Genomic DNA, 6,184 nt, shown 5'->3' with positions numbered 1-6,184 from the left:
GCGGACTGGAATGGGGCCAACATGATTGCCAAGCTTGGGGCTGTCGTAAACCAGCCTAGAGGCCCGTGGTTGGCTTGCCAACTGCAGGGCTACCGTTCGCGCCAGCGGGCCGGAGGCCTTAAGCCCGCCCCGTACTGCGAAGCAGTCAGGGCCGGGTAGTTTACTTGGGGATCTCGATGGTTACGTTAGCCAACTGCACATCGTCATGATCCACCCAGGCTCCGCCGTGCCGGATGACTGTATCACCTCCCAGCGGCACCGAGATGTGCAGGGATCCCCCGAAAAGGGGAATGCTGATCGGCACTTGGGGACCACGGGTGACCATGGGGGGCTGAATCAGGGTTTTGCCAGTGCGCAGGGTAACAGTGTTCAGGCCCAGGCGCAGAGGTTGCAGCGGCAGGGGAATCTGTAGGTTATCTCCCCCCAGGTGAATCTGTTCGACTTCCACTCCGTTCAGGATGACCTGCATGGGAGACATGTTGGCACTGGGGATCCGGGATTGACCGGCCCGATAGGCGGCGGCAGTATCCAACCCAATCAGGGATCCAATCCGCAAAACCGGTGGGCGGGAAGGCAGGCGTTGCAAAGTGAAAGAGCGGGTCATCTCCACCCCTTGGGCAGGGCCCAAAAATTGCCCGGCGGCAGCCGATTCCGGCGAGTACTGGTTATCCCCCAGGCGGATGACATTCGCCTCCAGCACCAAAGTCGTATTAGGATCCCAGCGCTCCAACTGCAGTTGCCAAGGCCGATCCCCGCTGGCTTGACCGCTGCCTGTACTTTGGGAATAAGGCAAGTAATTTTCCAGCCGCGCCACCAAAATTTCTTCTGCCGGCAGCGGCCCTGGCAGGCGAAACCGACCCTGGGCATCGGTGCGCACCGAAATACCCGCCCCCGGAATGGCCACCTCCGCCCCGGCCAAGGGCTGCCCCGTCAGCCGATCCACCACCTGTCCCGAATAGGCGGAATCCAACTGCACCTGTCCTGTGGGCACATCCGTTGCTGCCTGAATGCGCTGCTGCAACACTTGCCAGTCGGCTTCTGTGATCCGTCCATCCTGGTCGACATCGGCAGCTCGGATCTGGTCGTCGGTCAATCCCCGTTCTCCCCGCAAGTAGGCCCCCAACAGGTTGAGATCCTGCACCGTCAAACGGCCATCCCCATCCAGGTCGCCCGCCTGAAAGGGCTGCGCGTGGGCAAAAGACACGCTTATCCAACCCAGGCCCAGGGATCCCAGTAGCAAAAGAGAATGAGCCAAACAGGAGACCCTAAACATGGCAACTCTCCTGGGAGTTGTTCATGTTCTAACGTAATTCACCTCCTCGCAGCAGGGCTAACCGAGCCGGTGTAGAGTACTCTTGAGCGCAATTTTGCCGGTTCGCCTTTGGCTGCAGGAGCCGAAAACTTGATGGTAGGATAACCGTGGTGACTTGCTTGTCCTATGGCTCGATACTCTTGCGTTACCCAGCTTGTGGGCTCAGCCGAGCAGCTAAGCGAGTCGATCCGCGCCGTTTTGGAGCGCTGCCAACTCAATGTCCTCCACAGCAGCCCTGATTACTGGGTGGCCGGTGAGCCTCCCGGAAAAAATCCCTACACCAAACTGGTCACGGTGGAAGTGTTTGTGGATCGCACCCGTCAGGCTGCCGACGGCTCTGTACAGGTGACCTGCATTGCCAAAAATGAAGAGCTGCCCCTAAAAAGCGTTAACCACTGCCAACAAACCTTTGACCGACTGAAGGCAGAGCTAGCCCAGTTGCAAAGTCAACTTCAGCTTGCTGCCCAACAAAAAGATGCCTTACGATAGCTAGGCTGAGTTTGCTTTCATCCCATGGCGCGTCGCTGCCAACTAACCAACAAGAAACGCAACAACGCTTTTGCCATCTCCCACTCCCACCGGCGCACCAAGCGCCTGCAGGAAGTCAATTTGCAGTGGAAGCGCATCTGGTGGGAAGAGGGTAAGCGGTTTGTTCGTCTGCGCCTTTCCACCAAGGCCCTGAAGACCCTCAAGGCCAAAGGGATAGGAGCCATGGCCCGGGAAGCTGGGATCGACCTCAGCCGGTTTTGAGCTTTCTCCTCAGCCCAGTTGTGTCTGACAGCTCCAACCTCACAGCAAGCCAAAAAGCTTACGCGACTTGGGCTGCAAACCCGCCAGCAAAGTGTTGAGGGTATCCCGTTGGGTAAGCTCGTTGGTGCCGCTGGCCCGCTCGATTAAGAGCTTGCGCGTCTCATCGGAGAGTTTGGCATCGGTAAAATCGGCTCCACTGAAGAGCGTATCTTCAATCTGAGCATCCTGTAGGTTGGCCCCCACCAAAATGGCCTGTTCCAGGTTGGCAAACTGAAGCTGGCAACTCACCAAGGCAGCCTGGGAGAGGTTGCAGCGAGATAGGTTAGCCTGGCGGAAGTCGGAGGCAAAGAAGTTCCCCTCCGCTAGGTTGGCAGCCACCAAGCTGGCTTCGCGAAAGATGGCATGGCTGAAACGGCCCCCCTGAAAGCTGCTTTTGTCCAGTTTGGCGGCGGTAAAGTTGCTGTAGTCCCCCAGAGCCTGGCTAAAGCTGGATCCCCGTAGATCTGAGGCGGTAAAATTGGCCCGCTCTAGCTCAGCGCGGCGAAAGTTGCACAGACGTAGGTCGGCTTGCTGCAGGCTGATCGAGCGCAGGTTAGCCCGCGTCAAATTGGATTTGGGCATCTGAATGCGGTCGAATAGGCCCCGCGAGAGATAGGCATTCTCTAGGTTGGCACCCACCAGGGAGCGCCCCTCACGCAAGGCTTCCAGCAAGTCCCGCGTGGTTTCAATGCGAACCGGCTCTGAGGGTTGAGAAGGGGGAGCACTCACGGATGGAGCATTCCTCACAGTTAGGCCAGAAACCCGGCCAACCCAGCCGTAAACTGGGGGCCAACTGGGGATCCCACCTATCAAGCTAACGTTTGCGTCGCCTGTCGAGGTTAAGAGGATATTAAAAAGAAAACCCTGCATCGAGCTTTCCAGAGGGGGTCTTCTCTTGTGGAAACAGCCTGCCAGCAGAGCACAATCGGCTCCGATTTGTTGCATACTCGGGGCAGCCTTTCGTCAGTGAACCACACCTCCCATGCAGGTAGCTTTTATTGTCGATCCATTGCCTCAGTTGCAGGTGGGCCATGACACCAGCATTGCCCTGATGGAAGCTCTGCAGAAACGGGGACACCGCATTTTCTGCCTGGGCCTGGCGGATCTCTACTGGGATCAAGGGGAAACTTGGGGATCCCTTGAGGAAATCCGGTTGGATCTGCAAGCGGATCCCTGGTATGAGGTCAAAGACCAGAAACTGCTGCCCCTGAGCCAAATGCAGGCGGTGTGGATGCGCAAGGATCCGCCGGTAGATGCGGCCTATCTCTATGCCACTTACCTTTTGGATCGTCTCTCTCCCAGCCGCACACTGGTGCTCAATCATCCTGCCGGGATCCGCTCGGCCAACGAAAAGCTCTATGCCCTGCAATTTCAAGAGTGGATCCCGCGCACCCGAGTCAGCAGCAACAAGCGTCTGCTGCGTCAGTTTGTTGAACAGGAAGGACAGGCGGTGCTCAAGCCCTTGGGTGGCAAAGGTGGGGAAGGGATCCTGAGGGTCAATGCCGGGGATCCAAACCTCAACTCGTTGATTGAAATGAGCACCCAATTTGGTCGGCTGCCCGTGATGGTGCAAGAGTATTTGCCACAGGCGGCGGCAGGAGATAAACGCATTTTGTTGCTGGAAGGAGAACCTTTGGGCGCCGTCAATCGGATCCCTGGAGAGGGCGATTTTCGGGGCAATGTTGCCGCCGGCGGTCGAGTGGAAAAAACCAAGATTACCGAAAAAGAACGGGCTCTCTGCGGGGCTTTGGCGCCGGTGCTCAGGCAGGAGAAGCTGTATTTTGTCGGGATCGATGTTATCGGGGAACGACTAACCGAAGTGAATGTAACCAGCCCAACGATGCTGCGAGAACTCTGTCAGTTGGAAGGAGTTGATCTGGCGGATCAAGTGGCTCAGTGGCTGGAAAAGAAGGTGCCCGTCAAGGACTGAATGACTACCCACCGGGATGCTTCTGGGATCCGGCGCGTCTGTTGCCTGACGGGGTTCCCGTCTATTTAGGGAGTCTATAGAGATCAAATTATAGCTTGGAATGACCATAGTAGGTTGAGTTCAACTTTTTCCGGTCGGCAGATAGAAAATAAAAAGCCCCACAAGGGGGCTCTGCCGCGACCAGTCAGCGACTTATAAAACTCTAGAGCAATATAAAGAAAAGCTCCATGAATAGGCCGTATTGAACATCGCATTGAGCACAGTTTTTAGAATCTCAGAAAAAAGGCCAAATCCTCGGAGCTGTTATCTTTTTTTTAGATTTTCCGACCCGAGGCTAATCCCAGGCCCCTTCTGCTTTGCCGGAGCGGTCTTTAGAGTTGCTGCTCTTGCCCAGTGGGCTAGGAGTCTGCCGGTGGCCTTTCCCGACCCACCCAGCGCCAGATGGTGGGCAGCAGCACTGCCGCCAGTCCGCACTTCACCAAGTCTCCTGGGATAAAAGGGAAGACCCCTTTGTTGAGGACGGCCAAGATCGAGGTGGGCTCAACATTCTGGTTCAGCCACACCCCCAGCCAAGTGGCTCCCAGCAAAAAAATCAGAGCTGAGCAGGATAACATCGCCAGCGCCATCTTCCAGGGGTTGCGATCCACGCCCCAGCGCTCCACCAACCAGCCCATCAGCCCCGCAGCTAGGGGAAAAGCCAATAGGTAGCCCCCCGTCGCCCCCGCCAAGTGGCTAAGCCCGGATCCGCCACCGCTGAAGAAGGGCAATCCCAGGATCCCTTCCAGCAGGTACACCAGCAACGTGAGAAAGCCCAGCCGTGCCCCAAAGCCTGCCCCCACCAGCATCACCCCAAAGGTTTGCCCGGTAATCGGTACCGGCGTGAAGGGCAGAGGGATCCGCACCTGAGCCAAGGCAGCTACGAACAAACTTCCCCCCAGAACCAGCAGGAGATCCCGAGTTCGGGAAGGGCGAGGCAGAACAGTTTGCGCCAAGGGTGTGTGAACAAAGGTAGCAGTCATGAGAGGTTTGCACTCCTGTTTACCCGAAGACTGAGCTTAAGGCCCCGTCCCATCGCTGCGCGGAAGCAAGCCAGTAGGGCGGGGAGTATGTCAGGGTTTCAGAATACAAGAATTCGGTTACCGAAAAACTGGGTTTGAAGCCCCGCCCTTTAAAGCGGCTTTGTGCTACGCTGCCTGCAGTGCCAGGGTAGTCAGCCGCTCTCGCCCACAGCAGCACAGGGCGCATTGTTCGCGTAAACGGGCTGTAGGCCCTAAACCCGACAGCCTGACGGTTGGATCCGACCTCAGTGGGTTTTGTGGTTGTTGTTTACAACGGCACCTAAAGGCACTCGGGAACCACCCTGTGTGCTGGCGAGTACGTAGCGCTGGGGAGCTGCGTGGCAGCAACGTTGAGGTCGAGGATGATCCCACGCTGCTCATTTTGCACCCTGTGCATCGGAAAGAGCCATAAAGCCGAGCAGGGGCTAGATGGATTCTTGCGGTACTTCTGTGCCTTTGTCAGGTTGAGGAGCACTGGGCCGGTTCTGGCGAGTCGTCTGTACAATTGCCACCGTAAGCAAATGGGAGAGCAGACCCACAGGCCCGGCAAACAAGCACAAAATCAGAGAATGGGTTGTCCATACTCGCTTATCCCACCCTTCCAAAAAGATCCAGCGGCCCACAAACAAATCCATGACGATGTAGTGTACCCATCCCGTCGCCATAACAGCGGGTTGACTGAATAGGTCGGTTAGGCTGGTCAGAGACAGTTGAGGGTCGGAAAATTCCTTGAGAACATCCGCGTTGAACCCGGTGACCAAAAGATACAAATAAACCGCCGCCACAATAGCGATGGGCAAAAGCGATTCCATCACCTTGCGGGTTACCTTCCAACCCGGCAACAGAATCATCAAGGCCCAAAAGGGCAGAGCAAACCAGTTAGCCCCGTTAAAGATCATCTCCAGCATGCTTGGCAGCCCCCAACGCTACCTGTCCATTATCGGCCCAATGCCCCCTGGGGATCCCTGCAGTAGCGGGTGGAAATGGATGGGAGTTATTCGTAAACTACCCGACCCTGACTGCTTCGCAGTACAGGGCGGGCTTAAGGCCTCCGGCCCGCTGGCGCGAACGGTAGCCCTGCAGTTGGCAAGCCAA

Annotated in this window: 7 protein-coding genes and 1 pseudogene; 4 read left to right on the top strand and 4 right to left on the bottom strand. The window is 57.0% G+C overall.

The genetic code is table 11. The features are described 5' to 3' along the window. Nucleotides 1-159, top strand: a pseudogene (locus ACVWYZ_RS14125) (RNA-guided endonuclease TnpB family protein); the annotation flags it as partial. A gap of 1 nt (nucleotide 160) precedes the next feature. Here ACVWYZ_RS14125 and ACVWYZ_RS14120 read toward each other — a convergent pair. Continuing rightward, the gene (locus ACVWYZ_RS14120; protein ID WP_457467409.1) at nucleotides 161-1,273 is read right to left on the bottom strand and encodes a dockerin type I domain-containing protein; all 1,113 of its coding nucleotides are present in this window, start codon (nucleotides 1,271-1,273) and stop codon (nucleotides 161-163) included. Between the two features lie 165 nt (nucleotides 1,274-1,438). Here ACVWYZ_RS14120 and ACVWYZ_RS14115 point away from each other — a divergent pair, with 165 nt between their 5' ends. Together ACVWYZ_RS14115 and rpmB are read left to right on the top strand one after the other, a co-directional pair. Next, the gene (locus ACVWYZ_RS14115) at nucleotides 1,439-1,801 is read left to right on the top strand and encodes a hypothetical protein (RefSeq protein ID WP_457467408.1); all 363 of its coding nucleotides are present in this window, start codon (nucleotides 1,439-1,441) and stop codon (nucleotides 1,799-1,801) included. 24 nt (nucleotides 1,802-1,825) lie between these two features. Continuing rightward, nucleotides 1,826-2,062, top strand: a complete 237-nt coding sequence (gene rpmB / locus ACVWYZ_RS14110; RefSeq protein ID WP_414373986.1) for a 50S ribosomal protein L28 — start codon at nucleotides 1,826-1,828, stop codon at nucleotides 2,060-2,062. Between the two features lie 39 nt (nucleotides 2,063-2,101). Here rpmB and ACVWYZ_RS14105 read toward each other — a convergent pair whose 3' ends face one another. Next, on the bottom strand, nucleotides 2,102-2,830 hold the full coding sequence (locus ACVWYZ_RS14105; RefSeq protein WP_457467407.1) for a pentapeptide repeat-containing protein: 729 nt from the start codon (nucleotides 2,828-2,830) through the stop codon (nucleotides 2,102-2,104). Between the two features lie 253 nt (nucleotides 2,831-3,083). On the opposite strand from ACVWYZ_RS14105, the gene gshB reads away from it, so the two are divergent. Further along, nucleotides 3,084-4,031, top strand: coding sequence for a glutathione synthase (gene gshB, locus ACVWYZ_RS14100; protein ID WP_457467406.1), 948 nt, complete (start codon nucleotides 3,084-3,086; stop codon nucleotides 4,029-4,031). A gap of 398 nt (nucleotides 4,032-4,429) precedes the next feature. Here the strand turns inward: gshB and ACVWYZ_RS14095 are convergent, their stop codons facing one another. Both ACVWYZ_RS14095 and ACVWYZ_RS14090 read right to left on the bottom strand, forming a co-directional pair. Beyond that, nucleotides 4,430-5,050, bottom strand: coding sequence for a biotin transporter BioY (locus tag ACVWYZ_RS14095; protein ID WP_457440769.1), 621 nt, complete (start codon nucleotides 5,048-5,050; stop codon nucleotides 4,430-4,432). 464 nt (nucleotides 5,051-5,514) lie between these two features. Continuing rightward, nucleotides 5,515-5,997, bottom strand: a complete 483-nt coding sequence (locus ACVWYZ_RS14090) for an ABA4-like family protein (protein WP_457467405.1) — start codon at nucleotides 5,995-5,997, stop codon at nucleotides 5,515-5,517. Nucleotides 5,998-6,184: the final 187 nt, after the last annotated feature.

The sequence above is a fragment of the Thermostichus sp. MS-CIW-37 genome (assembly GCF_054060065.1).
This window is presented reverse-complemented; position numbering and strand designations above follow the sequence as displayed.